This is a genomic window from Xenorhabdus japonica (genome assembly GCF_900115195.1).
Lineage (GTDB): Bacteria > Pseudomonadota > Gammaproteobacteria > Enterobacterales > Enterobacteriaceae > Xenorhabdus > Xenorhabdus japonica.
The window spans coordinates 1-16,950 of record NZ_FOVO01000022.1; the positions used below are offsets into that span (position 1 = coordinate 1).

Sequence of the window (16,950 nt, forward strand, 5' to 3'; positions counted from 1 at the left end):
ACACGAGATTACAAAACACCGAATGAGTTATTTAAAGGAATACCCACTCATTTACTTCGTTCATTACGGTGTTGCGCTTAATATGTGAATCCAAGTTATATATAAAAACATGGCATATCACGCTAATTCAGCAATCATTTTAATTTTTTATCCCGCCGTTGTAGGATGAGAGTTTTTATTTCACTTGATTTCATTTGGTTTTTACTTGTCCGTTATTTATTATTTTCCATTATTATTATCTGCCATGAATTAAACGATGCATTCTGACATCAAAGTTTATTCAAATTATATCAATACCGCTGTGTGAAATTTTCAGCTTACCTGGATGCCGGAAAAGAAATAACACCGCGTCGTGATTTTTTAATTATCGAATTTGTCAGAAACAACGTTGGTCTGATTGAAATCTTGTGCCCGAACGTTATGGCCTGCACGGCTATCAGGCTGGATAACCTGCCCCATAACGTTATCCGTCATTATCTCAGGGAGATACACCATGTCAGTAAAAAAGCACATTGCGAAACTTCAACAAGGAAGGGAGTTGTTTGAGCAGGGGCAACAAGCCGCCCGTCTGGCTCAGCAAACCAAAGGGATGTTGGGCGGCCACGGACAGGGACTGGCTAAACGGGCGGCAGATGGTCAGCACGCCGCCACCAAAGCCCTGCAAAAAGCCAGCCAGTTGCCGGGGGGTGAGGGCGAAAGTTCGCCCAGCGGCCTGCAATTTACGCTGACCGCCGGCAGTCTGGCGCCACAAACCTTTGTCGTCACCGACTTTACCCTGAATGAACACTTTTCCCAGCCATTCCAGCTGGAAGTGGGGCTGGCGAGCGCTGATCCGGCGATCGATTTTCCGGCCGTACTCGACCGCACCGCCACCCTGACGATTACACAGGATGGCGTGGAAAGTCGAAGTATCACGGGTATCGTCGCCAGCTTTGAACAGGGCAATACCGGACTGCACCAAACCACCTACCAGATAAGTATTCGCCCGGATCTGTGGCGCACCACCCTGCGTCAGAATTCGCGGATCTTCCAGCAACTGAACATCGCGGCCATTATCACCACCATTCTGAAAGAGCACGGTATCCGTGATGTCGTCTTCAGCCTGCGCCATGCCCACCCGGAACGCGAATTCTGCGTGCAATATCAGGAAAGTGATTTTGCATTCCTGCAACGCCTGACTGCGGAAGAAGGTATCTTCTACTTTTTTGAATGTGACAACGGGCGCAATACGCTGGTGTTTGCCGATGATGCCGGCTCTGTGCCACCAGGCATTGTCCTGCCCTACCAGCCGGGTGACACCAGTACGCTGGGAGAGCCGGCGGTGAGCAACCTGACACACCGAGCACAGGTTCGACCGGCGATGGTGCAACTCAAAGACTACACCTTCAAAAATCCCACGTGGCCGGCCGAATTCAGCCAGCAAATGAAGGAAGACACGCTCCAGCAGGTGTATTACGAACATTACGACTATCCGGGCCGTTTTAAGGATGAGGCGCACGGTAAGGATTTTACCCGTTATCGTCTGGAGGCGCTGCGCAACAATGCCGTGACAGGACAAGGCAGTGGTCATGCGATTGCCATTCAGCCGGGGCAGTTATTCACCCTGTACAACCACCCGCGTGAAGATCTGAACCAGTCCTGGCAGGTGGTGGGCGCCAGTCATGCCGGCAGCCAACCTCAGGCACTCGAAACCGCCAACAGTGGCACAGGCACCACCCTGAACAGCCAGTTCCACTTTATCCACCATAACCAGCACTGGCGCCCGGCTCCGCTACCGAAACCGGTCATTGACGGCCCGCAGATCGCCAAAGTCGTCGGCCCTACCGGGGAAGAAATCTTCTGTGACCAGTATGGCCGTATCCGTCTCCAGTTCCCGTGGGATCGCTACGGTAAGAGTGATGACCAGAGTTCCTGCTGGATACGCGTTACCCAGCCGTGGGCAGGGCAAGGCTGGGGGATGCTGGCGATCCCGCGTATCGGGCAGGAAGTGGTGGTGGACTTCCTGCACGGCGACCCGGATCAGCCGATCGTCACCGGCAGAACCTATCACGCCAGCAACATCCCGCCGGGCGGGCTGCCGGGCAGTAAAACCCAAATGGCTTTCCGCTCCAAAACCCACAAAGGCGAGGGCTACAACGAATTGCTGTTTGAGGATGCAAAAGGCAGTGAGAAGCTGGCCCTGCATGCGCAGAAGGATATGAGTACAGAAGTCCTCAATGACAGGTCAACCCGCGTGGTGCATGACCACACAGAAAGTGTTGGTAACAATCAGGCCATTACAGTGCGTAAAGACCGACATAAGGAAATCATTGGCACGGAAGTCAGCAGCATCGGGACACGACAGGTGACAGTGGAGAAAACCAGTGTGCTCAGTGCCAAGGGTGCCATCACTATCCAGTCCACCGAAGAGGGTATCCATATCGGCAATACCAAAGGCAGTATTTCGATCGATAAGGACGGCAACATCCATATTACCGGCAACACCGTCATTATCAACGGCCAGAAAGTGATCACCCTGAACTAATCCCGTTAACCATTTTAAAAAAGTGAAAAAGGAAACACGATGAGCGCACAACCTTACCGGATGAATGAAGGCACCCTGACTCTCCCTGCCAACTGGCGCGATGAAACCATGCAGGTTTTTGTCCTGCCGGATGACAGTGGGGTCAATCTGGTGATTAACCGGACACCTGTACCGCTGGGAACCGATGCGGCAACGTATTACGAACAAACGCTGACGCAATTTGCGACCCACCTGCCGGGCTATCAGGAACATCAGCGTTTACAAATGGCACTCAGTGGCGAAGACGCGTGGCGGCTGGATTACCACTGGCAAAGCCCGGAAGGGGAAATGCACCAGATGGTGGTATTGCAAATCCGGGGCTGCCAGTTACTGGCCTTTAATCTGACGTCACCACAACCTTTTGAAGAAGGGCAACGCACTGCGTTACTGGCGGTGATCACCAGTTTTCAGGCTGCGTGACGGGAGATCATCATGGGACTGGGTGACGAAATCGTAACACGGATTGCCCGTGTGGGGGCGACCCATGCCGTGGGCAGAGCCATGCCACCTTCACAACCACGCGGCCCGGCGGCGGCACGTGAAGGGGATATTATCCAGCACTCGAGCTTTTTGGGTGCGTTGGCGGGTGTTGTTGTCGGCGCATTAATTGGCGCAGCTGTCTTTGCGGCAGCATCGGCTGTGATCGTGGGCACGGGAGGGTTAGCGACAGCGGCGGTATTGGCATTAGGCACAGCGGGTACCATTGCCCTGGGCGGATTTATCAGTGATGTCAGCTCAGCAGTGGCCAATATGGTGGACAGCATCGGGCCACCGGATGGCGCAATCAGCAAAGGTTCACCGAATGTATTGATTGAGGGGAAACCGGCTGCTCGGGCAACAGTGGATTTAGCCACATGCAGTAAACATCCGCCACCGCTGATAGCACAGGGCAGTGAATCGGTGTTTATCAATGGCGAACCCGCCGCGCGGATGAATGACAAGCTGGTGTGCGGCTCCACCATCAAAAGCGGGGCGAGCAAGGTCTTTATCGGCTCCGGTCAGGGCACGTATCTGGAAATCGAGGAAGAATTTTCCGGCTGGCAACGGGCATTACTGATCGCTGTCGAATTTATCGTTCCCCCCTCACGCGGGCTGGCAAAAGGGATTGGCAAACTGCTGACCAAAACGGGCAGGCAGGCGGTTCTGAAAGGAGCGATTAAAGGCGCGAAAAAAGTTGGTGATGTGGTGCGTGGTAAATACTTCCAGTGTGCCAAAACCGCGTTTAAGGCAACCAAAGGATTAAAGCGTTACTGGGCCGGTACGAAAAAATTCTTTACCGGTGATCCGATTGATGTCACCACCGGGGCACTATTTGATCAACGTACCGATATTGAGCTGGGACAGACGCTGCCGCTGCTATTTACCCGTAGCTGGTCACCGGGGTTGCGAGGATATCTGGGCGAGAACTGGTTCGACAACTTCTCAGAATGTGCCATTGTCACAGGAGACAGGATAGAAATCCTGACCACCGAAGGCGCCTCGTTGCATTTTGCCCTGCCACAAAGTGTTGACCACAGCATTAACCCGGAGCACCCCGACTTTACCTTAAGCCGGGAAAAATCCGGATTTGTTCTGGCAGAACGGAATAACCCGGTACGCAAATACTTCGCCAGATTGGTGTCCACCGGGGAGAAAACGATACAACGCTGGTTACTCACCGAACACCGTGACCGCAATGGCAATGCCGTGCGTTTTCAGCATAACGATACACATCAACTGGAAAAAGTCACCCACAGCGATGGCCCGGAACTGAGGCTGTTCTACCGGGAAGAGGGTCTGCTGGAAGCGATCCATCGCACTGACAATGGGCTGAATGACGTGATGGCACGCTATGCCTATCATGGCAATGGCTGGCTGGCGGAAGCGGACAGTACCCAGCAATTTCATCTGTTCTATGACTATAACGAACAAGGGCTGATTAGCCGCTGGTCGGATGGCGACCAGACGGCGGTTGATTATACCTATGATGCACAAGGCCGTTGTATCCATAGCATCGGCAGTGGCGGGTTCTATCCGGTGCAACTGACCTATGAACCGGGTATCACCCGTTCAGCGACGCCACAAGGACACACCACACACTGGCACTACAATGACCAACAACAGGTGACTCAGGTTGAAACCCCGTGTGGGCATATCACGCGTTATGACTATGATGAATGGGGCAATCTGCGCCACCAGATTTTACCGGAAGGGCAAACCCTGACGTTAGATTATCTGGCGGATACCGGGCTGATAACCAAATTCACCGATGCCACCGGTGCAGCATGGCAGTATCACTACGATAATTCAGACCGGCTTATCAGCATGACCGATCCGCTGGGACGAGTCTGGTGGCAGCAATATGACGATAATGGCAATGCAGAGTGCTTTATTGCACCGGATGGCAACAAAACCACGCTGACGCGCAATGAGTTCGGGCTGGTGATTGCGGCAGAGGACACAGAGGGATACAAACGGTCGTGGGAATATGACCCACAGAAACGGCTGACCAGACTGTTTGATGAAGAGCACCGCAGCCTGCGGCTGGGCTACGACAGCCATGACCGCTTGCAACGGCTGGCCTCGGGTGGCGGTGCACTGTGGCTGTGGGAATACGATCGCCATCACCGGGTAGCTTTAAGCGATCGCCCGAACAACAGTCTGGAGCGTTTTCGCCATGATTGTCACGGTAACCTGACCGAGTGGACGGATGCGCGTGGTGTGACATGGCATATCGAATACGGACCGTTTGACTTACCCGTAGCCCGCGTGGATGGCGAGGGTCACCGCTGGCAGTACCGTTATGACCCTGACAGCCTGCAATTACTGGAAGTCATTAACCCGCAGGGTGAAAGCTACCGTTATACACTGGATGCAGACGGACGGGTTATTACTGAAACCGATTATGCGGGCACGCAATGGCACTATGCGTATGATGGTAGCGTTAACTGTATTGAAAAACGGGATGCATTGAGCAATATCACACGTTTTGAATACGATGCCTCCAACCGCATGACTGCCATGCACACGCCCGAAGGCACCACCACCTACTGTTACGATATTCTGGGGCGTCTGCTGGAAGTCACAGCGCCTGACAGTACACCACTGACGTTCGAATATGATGATAAAGACCACATCGTGAAAGAGACGCAGGCACACGGCGACATCCAGCGTGATTACCCGGATAGTAAAACCGTGGCAAGAACGCTGCAAACATCGGATGACCAATGCTGGCAGGTAAAATCGGAAGCCAATAAGGTGGGTGAACTGCGGCAATTCAATCTCAACGGTGAACACACGCTCAAGATTGAGCGGAATGACGATGGTCATGAATGGCATCGCCAGTCAGATAAAGGTTTTATCCTGCGGCAAGAACATTCCCTGATGGGGCAGTTGACCGCACAACGTGCCGGACGCAACACCGAATTCTTTGAAGCCCATGAAGTCGCGGATATTCCGCAACCGACACTGGCGGGATTGGACAGGGAATATCGCTATGACGCGGCGCTCAATCTGGTGGCCGCAAACGATGAGCGGCAATGGCTGCATTATGTGGTGAACAGCAACGGGCAGGTCACTTTGGTCAGTGACCGGGATCGTTTGCAGGAACATTATCAATATGATGCCTCCGGCTACCCTACCCGCCGTTTTGACGGATTGCACGAGATTGACGGTGAACGGCTTTACCAGAAAGGCCACCGGTTACGCCAGCTCGGGCAACACCTGTTTGAGTATGATGATGCGGGGCGGATGACTGCCATGCAGCTGTGGCAGGAAGGCCATCGCGCTCAGCTCACCAAGTTCCGCTGGAACAGCCAGAACCAGCTGATTGGGGTGAAAACGCCGGGCGGCCAGCAGTGGGATTATCGCTATGATGCCTTAGGGCGGCGCACGGAAAAAGTGTGCGAACAGGCAGGAATGCGCACCACCTACCTATGGGACGGCGATGTGCCAGCTGAAATTCGGGAGTACCGGCACAACCGACTGTACAGCATCCGTCATCTGGTGTTTGATGGCTGGCAGTTGCTGGCGCAACAAGTGCAGTTCTTTAGCCCAAATCAGGAAAACCGCAGTGAACTGAGCGCTGGGAAAATTCAGACTCAGTACGCTGTGTGTGCGCCAACTGGTGAGCCACTGGCCTTATTCGATGAATCCGGGCACCGGGTCTGGCGCCAGCCGCCGCAGAGCTTGTACGGGCTGCGGCTGGGTATTCAGGGTGAAAACCCCGAATTGAATCCGGGCTTAAAATTTGCCGGCCAATGGTTGGACGACGAGAGTGGGTTAGTCTACAATCGGTTCAGGTATTATTCGCCTGTTGCGGGGCAGTACCTGACACCCGATCCAATCGGGCTAGATGGAGGTGAAAATCCCTACGGGTATGTCCACAATCCTACGGGTTGGGTTGACCCACTTGGGTTGGCAGGATGTAGCGTTGTATTAACAGTTAATAAGCCAAAGATTTTGAGCACGAACTTATCTGATGCTGAGCGCAAGTTCCTTGAAAAGGAGTTTAGGATAAAACAAAATGCATTGAACAGAGCCGCTAAACGAGGCGAGTTAGTTTGGTCACCAGGCACACATAATGTAAGGATTTCATCATTACAAAGTGCCTATAGGAAAGCGCTTTCTGAACGCTATGAAAGAATATTTGGTAAAACACCAAACTTATCAAAACTCAATGCTGATCATCCAGTTGACCTTATAGTAGGTGGTTCTGCAACGCAAAAACTGAAAATGTTAAATGAGTCTATCAATAAAAGTGTTGGTAGTGCTTTAAAAAGCGCTGGCAGAAATGCAGGATTAAAGGCTGGTGATAAAATTAGTGAAATAATATTTATTTGAGGATGCTATAAATGAAAGACTCTTTTTCTTTCACAACAGATACAGCAACATTAGCTATATTTGATCTGCAAGCAATAAAGCATAGGAAAACAGATACTCCTGACTGGTGGTCTATTCCCGATGATGAATTACGTGAAATGAATGAAGGTAATATTGCTTTTTTGGGATTAGTGGATGATGGGATTTATTCTGTTGAGTTAGTTGATAATATAGAAAATCCTGATGTTGAAGTATGTATAAAATCTCCATCGGGAGAAATATTTATTGGGGCAGGAGAAGATACTACAGGAGGTGATCTTGAGCCTGATGATTCAGAATATATCTCTGGGAAGAAAATATTTATAACTCCTGGTAACTATACAATCTTTTTAAAGAAAGAAGAGGATAATTTACTAATCTCATTAGTAAAAGGTCAATGTGGTTCTAATAATTTTCAAGAACCAATCAGATTTGATTAAATCAAAAAATTGGAAATATTCTTAGAATTACTCCAACCAATAAAATATGGCTACTTTAAAAATCAAAAGTAGCCATGTCTATACTATTACAGCTAAATATATTCTAAATAGTTTTTCATAATAGTGAGACGCTCCTGTTTATTTTTTCTAAAAAATCCTTTTTGATGCGCCTTGCAAAAAATATCAATGGATACTTAAGTGCTGTAAGGAAATGGTCTAGTAAACGACTTCTTTTTGGCCCCACTGGATTTGCCTTTTTAACTAGGTGTACTGACTATGAAAGAGCAATATGCTGTTTGGTGTTCAACTTCAATGGACTATACATCCATTTTAAATAACTTTGTTAATACAGATAAAGGCTGCAAATTTGAGCGTGATTTTAAGTTGGAAAATAGTTTCATAGATTATGACCATACCATTGTTATTTGGTATGGAAAAGAGCAAGGTGAATTAGGCGAAGTTTCTAGAGAAGAAAATCCTATTTTAGAGCCAAATTTTGATTTTATAATCCAGCCAGTTTCAATAAAACTGAAAGAAAACAAGATAGATAAAATAAGCTATCTTTTTGCTATACCTGATTTTGAATATGATTTAGATATAAAGAAAAATGATCTATTTTTCTTTGTCGGAAATATAGAGTGTGAGAGGGAAAATAGTAGTTGGCTAGATGAAATATTAAATGGTATGTAACACATAAACTAGTTTACATATTACAAGCCAAAAACTACTTGGCTTGTCCATTTGAAAAAGCCGGAAAGATCCCCATGATTTCCGGCTTATAGAACTAAAGTAGCAAAGATCGTAATCAAGTTTATCATTGATTTTTTCATTACACTTTCTTGCTTGATTATTTTTATCGCATTTATCAGGTTGGAAGAATAGGAATTAAATAAAGTAATTATGGAAAAACATGAGATTACAACATGTAAATTTACCAGAATTAAAATTACAACCGGGTTGATTTCTTTTAACTCACGATCGACCTTATTACTCTTATGAATATCCAACAATAGTTCCTTTGTGTTATTCTTTTGATCATATTATTGGTTATCACAAGAAAATAGGATGTTATTTTAACGCGCGTTATGAAGATCATGAATATATCCCCGGAGGATATGTTGATGGTATTTTCACTGTCACATTTGAAAAGTTTAATTTTAATACAAATTCAAAATTCTATGGTGACTGTCTATTTTATGAAAATAAAAAGACAGGCAATATCAAGGAGTTTTCTCTCTGGTTAAATTACTTTGTTAAAAGAAAAAAGAATGAATGATTCTTTAAAAAAATAAATGGAACTGGCTCTGCTCTAAGAATTCATATACTTTATCAGAAAGTAGGTAGGAAAATATGGAATTTATTTAATCTCTTAAGGTGATATAATGAAAATTGTTGATGCTTATAACTTATTGAATGAATGTCTTGTAAAAAGCAATGGTGAATTGATTGATTTAGGCGATGGGGAATTATTTTCATTTATCTTAAAAAAGAAATTCAATCATACTGAACTTATTACTTTTGAAAGTAATAACAATATATTACTTCCTGATGAATATAAAGATTTCCTTGAAAATGTTGGCTCTGTAGATATATTTTCAAGTGATATTACTGCTGGAGTTGAAGTATTAGAACCAGCCGAAATAAAGAACTTTTCAAAAGAAGTATTTGAGGGATATGGTGAGGATCTATATCCTAATTTATTATTGACAACATCTATACCTAAAACAGGATATTTTGGCGGCTTTTGGATGTTAGAAGAGAATAAAAATTGCTATTCTATTTTTTATCCTGATGTTCCTCCTGAATATTGGATTGAAGAGGCAGAGTTTTCATCATTCAATGATTGGATTATTAAATTAGTCAAAAGCAAATCTAGGAAAATATAGTTTTCTTTAGATTTAATGTAGTATCTCTGTAGATCTATGCCAGCCCACCCTGTTTTGTGAGATAACAACAAGGTGGGATTTTAATTACCTTCCAGCCTCAAGCAAGAAAAAAGTTTTCGATATGATACAAACTGATAATCTAGAGTAAAAAAATCCATTCTTTAACATTTAGGTTTATCAAGAGGGAAAACTCATGAATAAAGAAGAAGTTTTAGAAAGATTAGATTTTATTGAAAAAGAAATAGATATTAAATTACCCCATTGTTATAGAAAGTTTTTGTCTGAGGAAATTCAAGATAAACCTTATATCGAGATAACTGGTAAAGAACAAGAGAATATATATGTTTATAATTTCGACTATATTCTTGAAAGAAATAAAACATATACTATTCAACAAGCTGAGAAAAACTACTTTTTAATTGGTCAAGATGGTGAACTTGGTTATTTTATTTATGTAGAAAAAGGTCAGGAAAGTGATGTTATTTATAGCTTAGATTTGGGTGCATTAGGTAGCGTTGATATGGATGAGGATGGGGATAAGGAAGCCGATAATATTTATAAATTAGGAATGTAAATATCTAGAAATCAGCCAAGATAATGAGTTAAATCTATCTTGGCTGAATAGTTCACATCAAGTATAAAACTGGAAAGTCCCTATACTATTTCAACCTATAGGGATCAAGTAGAAAAGGTCATCATTAACTTTATCATTGAACTCTTAAAGGGGAACGACAAAGAATGTTTGATCATTGAGTAAAATATTAGAGTGATATCAATGCATGAAACGATAGATTTTTATCTGGAGCCAATGATTTTTTTAAAAAGCTCTGATTTTCTTTCTGGTTCTTCTGATAAATTAAAAGGATATGAAATTATAGAAGATAAAGAAGATGCTATAAAACTTCTTTTTGATCGGGATGTTCCAAGTCCATATGCAATTTGGAGCAATTTTTTTTCCGATCTCATATCTGAATTTTATCTTCATGAGGATTATAAAAAGGCAGATAAAGATATTCTTGACAGAACAAAGGTGTCAACTGAGGATTATGTAAAGGAAAATGTTAGAAAAAGAAAATTATATCTGATGAGAAAGAAGCAAGGATTAGCTGATAATGTAGAATATGATTCATTTTTAGAAGAAGTTAGTGATGAATGTCATCATATGCTAAATATAGTTAGTATTTATCGATATTTATCTTCTTTCAATGAGAGTTCTAAATTAGAGGAAATATTTTCCATATTTAAAAAAGGCTTTATGCCATGTGGTGTTACTAAGGACAAAAAAATAGTTGTTTTTAACCCCATGGTATTAAAAAATAGTTGATATAAAGGCACATCATCATGAAAAAGCCAGAAGATTACAGAGATCTTCCGGCTTTTTATTATCATCCTGCCTGATAATCTCCAATCAGTTCCCGCATCCTGAGCAGAATAAGGTGTACTCCGAAAATTCACTCCCGAAGCACGACACTATTTCCTTATTCTTTAATTTCCAAAGGGATTTTACATTTAATTCCGGTTAGTTCTGACAAATCAACATCTTTTCCTGTCGTGCGAAAGGTTTCTTTACGCCTTTGACTAAATAGATGCTGGCAATGCACACACATATCATTAATATTACTCGGGTTTTTAATTGCTTTTAATGTCCTGACGGCATATTTACCACACCGACACCTGACGACATAAATAGCATTACTTTTTCCGTCACTCCGTTGAGACAAAGGGCGGACACCTAACACGGTAAAAAAGCCATATTCATAGCCTTGAATCTGTATCAGGATGTTGATTAAATTTGTCTCCCTTTTGCTTAAACGTAAATCATACGTCGTTTGGTAAGGAATAAAATAGTTAGGGTGTTTTTTATTTATCCTGTTCTTACCCTTTTCTTTGGTATCGTTCATCACTTCTTTTAATCCATTTCTCAGCACATTAAATAGGTTCTAATTTAACTATTTTCATTATTAATTCAATAACGAAAAAACTAACCTTAACATTTAAGTTAAATCAGTCAAATCGCCTTTTCTCATTGTGATACATTAAAAATGATGAAAACACATATTCCGCAAAATATGGACATGACCTACAATTTTATAGGATTATGTAAATAAGACATCTAATCAGATGAAAAATTTGACTAACTGTTTTTACGAACTATTTATTGCCATGGTAATAAGTAGCGAAGCCTCAACGGTTGCGACCCTTGAGGCTTCTATAATAATTAAATATCGTCTATTACCCTAAAAAGGATATCGATACAAACATGAAAGTATAGCGCTTTATATATAAGGTATATTGACTGAAATGGCATTACATAATTTACTTTTTTGTGATACAGGTCATAAGTGCTGTGTTAGTTATGTGAATATAAGACCTGAATTCAGCAGAGCATGAATTAAAACATTAACGCGACAATATGACTTATTTTAATTATCGAAATAATTATCAATAGATTAAAAAAAGGAAATATCACATTCAAACTCAACTTAGGGGATAACGTTCTCTCCCTTAAGTTTTAAGCACCTCATTTGACTACTTTCCTTTGGACAACACCTTCTGCATCACCATCTGTCCGAACATGCCCGCAGATTGCCTGACCTGCCCTACGCCCTGACTCATCATGCCGGCCATATCCCCCATCCGCACACCGGCCCAGGCCAGTGCACCCAGCCAGACCATCGGCAGCACAATAAACAGCGTACCCATCACCAGCCCCATGATTAAATCATCCGAGGTGTTCTGAATGCCGGCCAGATTAAACAGGCTGTGGGTTTCTGAGCCGTACAAGGCTTCCAGTAAATAGCTGTCCAGCCAGCGGGCAGTTTCCCACCAGAACGTCAGGAAATTCAGCGCGAAAATCACAAAAGTCAGCGTGAATACGGTCTTAAACTCATACGCTGCAAACAGCAGGATCAACGGGATTAAGATATACAGCGCCATCAGGATCACCGCCTGCATCATCGGCAGAGCCTGACGCACCGCGTCGAACATCGGCATGCCGAGTAATCCGCCCAATAGAGCACCAGCCGAAGCACCAATCCGATTAGATCCATCTAACAAGCCGGGATCGGCATTGCCGCCATACCCGGCATAGACATAACCGTCCTGAGAAACCGTCAGATTCACCGGACTGACCAGACGGCGGATCACCGCTTCCTGATATTCCTGCGTATCTTTGCCCAGTATTTTCAAGGTTGCAGACAGGCGCAGCCACAAGCCCGGATCGGCTTGTGCCAGTACCCGGTCTTTCAGTCCGGTTTTGGTGGCTGACCACCAGGCTTTGCAGGTCGGATATCCGCCCTGCCCGGTATAAGGCCGCCCATTGTCCCGGCTCGCCTGCCACGGAAAGTCAGCTCTGGGCGTGCGCGATTGCAGGGTTTGGTAATCCCCGGCTAAAAACGTGCGGCTGCCCAGCCAGTCGATATCATTCAGGGTAGCCGGATCGGTGGTTTGCCCCTGATCACTTTGTTTCCACTGATAAAGTGCCAACGCATAACAATCGTGGGTGAAATCCTGCAACTCCGCCGCCAGTGCCGGGTTGCTGATACGGGTATGCTGTACGTCAAAACGCAGTTGCCGTAAATCCGGCCGACAGGGAATAGAGGCCACTGCTGCCTGCGTTACTCCCTTGGACAACCGGTGTACCACCGCCCACCAGAGGGGTACGGCTGCCGTCTGATTATTCAGGCTGGATATCACCGGCGCATAACCACTGCTATCCGGTGCTTTCGGTGTCCAGGTGCCACAACTTTTGGCACGGGACGGGTCGTACTGAAGGGTCGTCAGGCTGACATTGACCAGCGGCACACAACACACCACCATGACGAAAAAAGCGCAGTACAGGGTGTTTTCAATCCGGGCGAGCGACTGTAACCCACCATTGCCCTCTTCTTCGCCACCTTCACGCACTTTCAACCAAATGGCTATTACCTTTATCACTAAAGGCAGCGTAAACAGCCCGGTTGCAATCAGTATTTGCCACAGGCCATTGTTGACGACCCAACCGAGTAAGGTCAGAAAATATTCCAGATAACTGTTGGTGGTCATATTGTGCCCTCAACATGGCCTGACAGGGCATATTCACACAGCAGAATAAACAGCAGGCTGACCACTATCATCCTTATCAGCGTTGCGTGGTGTTCCGTCTGATGTTTTACCCTTTGCCAGATTTTCCGGCAGCCCCAAAGCAGCCATCCGTAAAGGCTTAATCGCCACAACAGCCAAAGCGATTGATGACTTTCCATCCAGCGATTGAAGGCAGAAAGGTTTTCGGGATAGCGCATCCCCGCCCAGCCTGTTGCTAACGTCACCGTCATCACCAGAGCGATAACCAGTAATAACCCGACACCTTTTCTGACTATTGAACGTTTCTCTGCCATCATACGCCTTACCTGCGCTCACGGTTTGGGGCTTCCAGCTGATAAAAGCGTGCATCGGTGCTGTCCGGGATCTGTTTTTGTGGATGCATTCTGATGCGCTGGGTGTCCCGCTCGATAATGGTCAGGATGGCATTGTGAGCCAGTTCGCGTTTCAGCTGCATCTCATTTTTTAACGCATTGATTTCCCGGTCCAGTGCCTCAATCCGCCGTTCGCCTTCTGCCAGCGCTTCTGATTGTGCCGCCGCATTGGGTTCGGACATGCCAGTGATGAGCATCCGCCGCATCAGCAACGCCGTCTCTGTGGTTTCTGCCATCGCCAGTTCGCCCGCCAAACGGGCTGTCAGTGCGGCCTTATCCGGATCACGCTGCAACGCCTGAATCACGCCTTTAGTCACCGTCAGACTACCGGTTTTCAGTTTCGCCAGATTTGCCAGCGTCGGTTTTTCCGTGCCGCTGACCAGTTTCACCAATTGTTCTGTATTGGTTTTGGTATGCGCTTCCAGCATCGGTGCAAACCCCGTACCTGCGACTGTTGTGCCCGGCTGGTGTTTTTCACCACCACTGACGCATTCTGCTGCGTGGACACAGGTACGGATTGCCCGGTCGCCCAGTACGCTGACCAACGCTTCGGCCGCTTCACGTGCATTGCTGAATTTGCGACAGGCACTGCCCTCACAATTTTGGGTGCTGACAGACGACTGGCTCAGTACCGGCAGCTGATTCATCATATTAAACCCGGCGCTGGCTAAATCGCGGGTCGGACGAATGGCATTCTGTCCCTTGCCCCCCTGCCGTTGGCCGCCAATCCACGGATGCCCACTGGCACCGGTCATTTTGCTGCCGGCGTTATTGACGCGCACCGCATCACCATCCCCGCCGTTGACCAGGCTTTTGTACTCCTGCAAGGCCGCCGACTGAGTCCATTTGGTGTTCTGCGCAAAATCCATCATTTTATTGGCCATCGCCCGGCAATTGAACTGGGCTTTGTCGAACGCCACATTGGCCTGCAAAACGCCGTTAGTCAGCATGTCATACAGCCCCGGATTGGCCCGCTGGATAATCATCGCCGGCAAGCTGGCTACTGCACCGGTCGCGCCCTGAATCACATCACTCATCAGGTTCTTGAACCCGGCCGTGATACCGTTCAGCTGATTACTGACGGTGGCTTTCAGGTCAAAGTTGCCGCACATCAAATCCGAGCGCCAGCCCATCTCCAATCCGCCAAGGGTGGCTGAACCACTGCGACTGGCAGGTTCAGAAATTACCGAACCGCCCCCCAGGGTATAGAATAGCGTATCGGAAACCGCACCGCTGGCTTCTGCCCCATAACCCAGTGCACTTTGGTTCACCTGCGGTAATGTGAGGGACAGACCGGCTGCATTAGCCTGTGCAGAAGCAATGGTCAATCCGCTGACTATCAGCAATAAGGCGGTTCTTTTCGTCATTATTCATCCCTTTTTCAGATATCCGTGCTGCTGAGAAAACGCTGGCCACGTCGCTGGCAGCAGCTGTAAGGCTGCCACAGGGCATACGCCTGATTGCCATTGATTGCAGCAGTCTGTTCCCCGTCAGGAAACACAGCGCAGGACGGGCTTAACGTCGGTGATAACCGCTGCCATTGGTGATTTTTGGCACCAGTATTTTCGGTGACTGGTTCCGGTGGCCAGTAACCGGCGGTGCGTGTGCCTTTCAGTGTTTGATAAACATGGGGTTGCCCGACACGGGTGATGATATCCGCCACCCGCTGTGCCACCACGGCAGACGCCTTATCATCATCGGTCTGATTGACAAACCCTGAGCGCGGATAAATATTGCCCCACATATTACCGGCCATCTGGCTGCCCAGCTCCCGCTGACCGGGAATAAAGGCTTCCGGGTAGAACGATTCCGGCAAACCGGAGCGCCACGCCATTGTATCCAGCGTGCTGAGAAAATAAGGCATCAACGGTGTGGCCGCACTGCGGCACGAATAACCGGGGATTTGCCCGCCTATCAGGTTAGTCGCGGGATGCCCGATGGCATCAGCATATTTGAAACGCAGGCTGGGACGCCGTTGCCCAGCAATTTGGATATTGTGATGTCCCCCGCCGGTACTCAAGTGAGATAACGCCCCGGTCACTGCATTTTCCACTCCGCCGGAGAGTTGACTGACCTGTGCCATTTCTGACCACGGATTGCCACCGGGGGCGTGGTAGGTGGACACCACCGCTTCAGGCAGGTAATGCGTGACTTTAACCGACGTTTTCACTGTGCAGCCATGCCAGCCACAGAGCAGCCAGTAACAAATGCCGCTGACCCGCCACTGAATGCAGGCGGGCGAGAGACTGCTGGCGACAATCTGAGCGGTATTGATTGAGGCCTGCGTAACCGGGGAAAATGCCGCTATTAGGGTGATAAGCGCAGGAAAAGTCACACGTTGAATACTCATGGTTGAGCCTGCTCCCTGAGTGCACTCGCCTTTGCCACATCCGCTGTGCCATACACTACATCACAGTCATCAAATACCACCGCAGGATACTTGCGCACACCTAATTGCCAGGCATCAACAACGACACGGTAATCATTGAAAATTTGTTGTTCCTGTTCACGCCATTGGGGAGATTGCAGCATAGCCTGTGCTTGAATAGCGGCTTGCTGCGGATCGGCAGAAAGGTGAGAGAAGATTTTTTTCTGATATTGTTCAGCCGTATCCAGCCAGATAATAGGTGTCTCTGGGGAAAAATTGACGGGAGGATGTTGGCTGTCGGTATAGATAACCATTTTCGCATTGGCCGATAATGATGCCAGCAATCCCCCCCAGAATAATAGAGCCGACTTCCACATAGTGCACTTCCCGTTTCATCAAG

At 46.9% G+C, this 16,950-nt stretch carries 14 protein-coding genes; 8 read left to right on the forward strand and 6 right to left on the reverse strand.

The window, feature by feature from the left end:
- Positions 1–493: 493 nt before the first annotated feature.
- From BM135_RS09800 to BM135_RS09840, 8 genes are all read left to right on the forward strand, one after another.
- A complete protein-coding gene (locus BM135_RS09800; RefSeq protein ID WP_092519569.1) occupies positions 494–2,524 on the forward strand; it encodes a type VI secretion system Vgr family protein in 2,031 nt (676 codons plus the stop codon).
- A 39-nt stretch (positions 2,525–2,563) separates the two neighbouring features.
- Positions 2,564–2,983: a DUF1795 domain-containing protein gene (locus tag BM135_RS09805; RefSeq protein WP_092519570.1), complete on the forward strand. Its 420-nt coding sequence runs from the start codon at positions 2,564–2,566 to the stop codon at positions 2,981–2,983.
- Between the two features lie 12 nt (positions 2,984–2,995).
- Entirely contained in the window at positions 2,996–7,384 is a 4,389-nt protein-coding gene (locus BM135_RS09810) for an RHS repeat-associated core domain-containing protein (protein WP_092519571.1), read from the forward strand.
- Between the two features lie 11 nt (positions 7,385–7,395).
- Entirely contained in the window at positions 7,396–7,842 is a 447-nt protein-coding gene (locus BM135_RS09815; RefSeq protein WP_038194260.1) for a DUF6386 family protein, read from the forward strand.
- A gap of 276 nt (positions 7,843–8,118) precedes the next feature.
- Positions 8,119–8,532, forward strand: coding sequence for a hypothetical protein (locus tag BM135_RS09820; RefSeq protein WP_092519572.1), 414 nt, complete (start codon positions 8,119–8,121; stop codon positions 8,530–8,532).
- Between the two features lie 692 nt (positions 8,533–9,224).
- Complete coding sequence (locus tag BM135_RS09830) at positions 9,225–9,728, forward strand: SMI1/KNR4 family protein (protein WP_092519574.1); 504 nt, start codon at positions 9,225–9,227, stop codon at positions 9,726–9,728.
- A gap of 193 nt (positions 9,729–9,921) precedes the next feature.
- Positions 9,922–10,302, forward strand: a complete 381-nt coding sequence (locus BM135_RS09835) for an SMI1/KNR4 family protein (RefSeq protein ID WP_092519575.1) — start codon at positions 9,922–9,924, stop codon at positions 10,300–10,302.
- Positions 10,303–10,503: 201 nt separating this feature from the next.
- Positions 10,504–11,052: a hypothetical protein gene (locus BM135_RS09840; RefSeq protein ID WP_092519576.1), complete on the forward strand. Its 549-nt coding sequence runs from the start codon at positions 10,504–10,506 to the stop codon at positions 11,050–11,052.
- A 154-nt stretch (positions 11,053–11,206) separates the two neighbouring features.
- On the opposite strand, the gene BM135_RS09845 is transcribed toward BM135_RS09840, so the two are convergent.
- From BM135_RS09845 to BM135_RS09870, 6 genes are all read right to left on the reverse strand, one after another.
- Entirely contained in the window at positions 11,207–11,629 is a 423-nt protein-coding gene (locus BM135_RS09845; RefSeq protein WP_092519577.1) for a hypothetical protein, read from the reverse strand.
- Positions 11,630–12,257: 628 nt separating this feature from the next.
- Complete coding sequence (locus BM135_RS09850; RefSeq protein WP_092519578.1) at positions 12,258–13,772, reverse strand: conjugal transfer protein TraG N-terminal domain-containing protein; 1,515 nt, start codon at positions 13,770–13,772, stop codon at positions 12,258–12,260.
- Complete coding sequence (locus BM135_RS09855; protein ID WP_245737362.1) at positions 13,769–14,107, reverse strand: hypothetical protein; 339 nt, start codon at positions 14,105–14,107, stop codon at positions 13,769–13,771. The genes BM135_RS09850 and BM135_RS09855 overlap by 4 nt, the downstream gene beginning before the upstream one ends.
- 5 nt (positions 14,108–14,112) lie before the next feature.
- Entirely contained in the window at positions 14,113–15,549 is a 1,437-nt protein-coding gene (locus BM135_RS09860) for an integrating conjugative element protein (protein WP_092519579.1), read from the reverse strand.
- A gap of 14 nt (positions 15,550–15,563) precedes the next feature.
- Positions 15,564–16,532, reverse strand: a complete 969-nt coding sequence (locus BM135_RS09865; RefSeq protein WP_092519580.1) for a TIGR03756 family integrating conjugative element protein — start codon at positions 16,530–16,532, stop codon at positions 15,564–15,566.
- Complete coding sequence (locus tag BM135_RS09870; protein ID WP_092519581.1) at positions 16,529–16,927, reverse strand: TIGR03757 family integrating conjugative element protein; 399 nt, start codon at positions 16,925–16,927, stop codon at positions 16,529–16,531. Before BM135_RS09870 ends, BM135_RS09865 begins: the two co-directional genes overlap by 4 nt.
- Positions 16,928–16,950: the final 23 nt, after the last annotated feature.

What these genes read in the sequence shown, in the direction of transcription:
- BM135_RS09870 (WP_092519581.1), bottom strand. Translation starts at nt 16,927, where the DNA reads ATGTGGAAGTCGGCTCTATTATTCTGGGGGGGATTGCTGGCATCATTA.
- BM135_RS09815 (WP_038194260.1), top strand. Translation starts at nt 7,396, where the DNA reads ATGAAAGACTCTTTTTCTTTCACAACAGATACAGCAACATTAGCTATA.
- BM135_RS09860 (WP_092519579.1), bottom strand. Translation starts at nt 15,549, where the DNA reads ATGACGAAAAGAACCGCCTTATTGCTGATAGTCAGCGGATTGACCATT.
- BM135_RS09820 (WP_092519572.1), top strand. Translation starts at nt 8,119, where the DNA reads ATGAAAGAGCAATATGCTGTTTGGTGTTCAACTTCAATGGACTATACA.
- BM135_RS09800 (WP_092519569.1), top strand. Translation starts at nt 494, where the DNA reads ATGTCAGTAAAAAAGCACATTGCGAAACTTCAACAAGGAAGGGAGTTG.
- BM135_RS09840 (WP_092519576.1), top strand. Translation starts at nt 10,504, where the DNA reads ATGCATGAAACGATAGATTTTTATCTGGAGCCAATGATTTTTTTAAAA.
- BM135_RS09845 (WP_092519577.1), bottom strand. Translation starts at nt 11,629, where the DNA reads ATGAACGATACCAAAGAAAAGGGTAAGAACAGGATAAATAAAAAACAC.
- BM135_RS09805 (WP_092519570.1), top strand. Translation starts at nt 2,564, where the DNA reads ATGAGCGCACAACCTTACCGGATGAATGAAGGCACCCTGACTCTCCCT.
- BM135_RS09850 (WP_092519578.1), bottom strand. Translation starts at nt 13,772, where the DNA reads ATGACCACCAACAGTTATCTGGAATATTTTCTGACCTTACTCGGTTGG.
- BM135_RS09810 (WP_092519571.1), top strand. Translation starts at nt 2,996, where the DNA reads ATGGGACTGGGTGACGAAATCGTAACACGGATTGCCCGTGTGGGGGCG.
- BM135_RS09855 (WP_245737362.1), bottom strand. Translation starts at nt 14,107, where the DNA reads ATGATGGCAGAGAAACGTTCAATAGTCAGAAAAGGTGTCGGGTTATTA.
- BM135_RS09835 (WP_092519575.1), top strand. Translation starts at nt 9,922, where the DNA reads ATGAATAAAGAAGAAGTTTTAGAAAGATTAGATTTTATTGAAAAAGAA.
- BM135_RS09830 (WP_092519574.1), top strand. Translation starts at nt 9,225, where the DNA reads ATGAAAATTGTTGATGCTTATAACTTATTGAATGAATGTCTTGTAAAA.
- BM135_RS09865 (WP_092519580.1), bottom strand. Translation starts at nt 16,532, where the DNA reads ATGAGTATTCAACGTGTGACTTTTCCTGCGCTTATCACCCTAATAGCG.